General features: G+C 63.5%; 3 protein-coding genes. All 3 read left to right on the top strand.

Annotated features, from left to right (window positions below; all coding sequences use genetic code 11):
* A partial coding sequence (locus A2J03_RS21735; RefSeq protein ID WP_156520510.1) for an FHA domain-containing protein occupies nt 1–262 on the top strand: 262 nt, incomplete at its 5' end.
* Nucleotides 263–421: 159 nt separating this feature from the next.
* On the top strand, nt 422–886 hold the full coding sequence (locus A2J03_RS21730) for an FHA domain-containing protein FhaB/FipA (protein WP_020112263.1): 465 nt from the start codon (nt 422–424) through the stop codon (nt 884–886).
* The coding region (locus A2J03_RS21725) for a PP2C family protein-serine/threonine phosphatase (protein ID WP_068378140.1) at nt 883–2073 on the top strand (1191 nt) is incomplete at its 3' end. The genes A2J03_RS21730 and A2J03_RS21725, both read left to right, overlap by 4 nt.

The following is a 2073-nucleotide window of genomic DNA, read 5'->3' as shown; positions in this document are numbered from 1 at the left end:
AGACGGCAGTGGGCGCTACTTCCAGCTTCGCGACGGTCAGAACATCATCGGTCGCGGTCAGGACGCCCAGTTCCGTCTCCCCGACACCGGTGTGTCGCGTCGCCACGTCGAGGTCCGCTGGGACGGACGTGTAGCCATGCTGTCGGACCTTGGTTCGACCAACGGCACCACGGTCAACGGCTCACCGGTTCAGGACTGGCAACTGGCCGACGGCGACGTCATCAGGGCCGGACACTCCGAAATTCTCGTCCGCATCGTTTAACCGACGTCACCAGTATGGTGATCGACACACGCAGCTTCACTCTAGGATGCTGCGTGAGAAGTCGTGTCGCCTCGCGTGCGCATAATTGGGAAATACGGTCGATTCTTCCGTGTGCTCGACGGCGATGATCAAGAACGGTTGCGAAGGAGGTGGAGGGCTGTGCAGGGTTTGATACTGCAGTTGACCCGAGCGGGTTTTCTGCTATTGCTGTGGTTCTTCGTCTGGGCCGTTCTTCGGACTCTTCGAAGTGATATCTATGCGGCATCCGGCATGCGAATGCCTGCGCGGTACTCCGGTGGATCGAAAGTTCTTCCGTCGTTCAACAAACAGAAGGTTGCCAAGAATCTAGTGGTGACACAGGGCGGCCTCGCCGGAACAAGAATTTCTCTCGGCACTCAGCCGGTGCTCATCGGCCGCGCCGACGATTCGACGCTGGTGCTGACCGACGACTACGCGTCGACACGTCACGCGCGCATCTCGCCGCGCGGCGGCGACTGGTATGTCGAGGACCTCGGTTCCACCAACGGCACCTACCTCGACCGCGCCAAGGTGACCACGGCTGTTCGCGTCCCACTCGGTACCCCGGTCCGTGTCGGTAAGACCGTGATAGAGCTGCGCCCGTGACCCTGGTACTCCGCTATGCAGCGCGCAGCGATCGCGGACTGGTTCGCTCGAACAACGAGGATTCGGTCTACGCAGGCGCGCGTCTTCTCGCCCTTGCCGACGGCATGGGTGGCCACGCTGCAGGCGAGGTTGCATCGCAACTGATGATCGCCGCTCTGGCCCATCTCGACGACGACGAACCGGGCGACGACCTTCTCGGCAAGCTCGAGGCGGCGACCCGAGAGGGCAACGCATCCATCGCCGATCAGGTCGAGGAAGAACCCGAGCTCGACGGTATGGGCACGACGTTGACCGCAATCCTGTTCGCGGGCAGGAAGATCGGACTCGTCCATATCGGCGACTCCCGCGCATACATGCTGCGTGAGACGAAGCTGACGCAGATCACCCGCGACGACACGTTCGTCCAGTCGCTCGTCGACGAAGGGCGCATCACCGCCGAACAGGCGCACACCCACCCGCAGCGGTCGCTGATCATGCGGGCGCTCACCGGAAACGAGATCGAGCCGACACTGACGGTTCGCGAAGCGCGCGCCGGCGACAGATACCTGCTGTGCTCGGACGGCCTGTCCGACGTCGTCAGTGACGAAACCATCGAGAACACGTTGAACGAGGGCGACTGCGCAGAATCCGCCGACCGACTCATCGAACTCGCTCTGCGAAGCGGCGGACCCGACAACGTCACCGTCGTCGTCGCCGATGTCATCGACCTCGACTACGGGCAGAGCTCGCCGATTCTGGGTGGCGCGGCCAGCACCGAGGACGAAGAGGATGCTCCGCCGCCGAACACCGCTGCCGGCCGCGCTGCCGCGATGCGGCCACCTCGGTCGACGCCCAAGCGGGTCACTACCCCTCCCCCGGTACCGGAAAAGAAGTCGCACAAGCTTCGCTGGACCTTGGTGGCGGTGGCCCTCGTCGCGCTGTTGGTGGGTGGCGCGTTCGTCGCGAACGCAGCCATCAAGAACAACTACTACGTCGGTGAAGACAACAACCGCGTTGCAGTGATGCGGGGCGTGCCCGGTTCGATCCTGGGTTACTCGCTGCAATCGGTGCATTCCATCGGTTGCCTCGGCGACGACGGTGCACTGACACTGACGGCACCGGAAACCGCCCCGAGTGATTGCGACGTGTTCGAGATCGATGACCTCGCGCCGGCCGCTCGTGAGCAGGTTCGCGCGGGACTGCCGTCG

The organism is Rhodococcus sp. EPR-157, from assembly GCF_001647195.1.
Lineage (GTDB): Bacteria > Actinomycetota > Actinomycetes > Mycobacteriales > Mycobacteriaceae > Rhodococcoides.
Note: the sequence above shows the minus strand (reverse complement) of the source record. Positions and strands in the feature narration are given on the sequence as shown.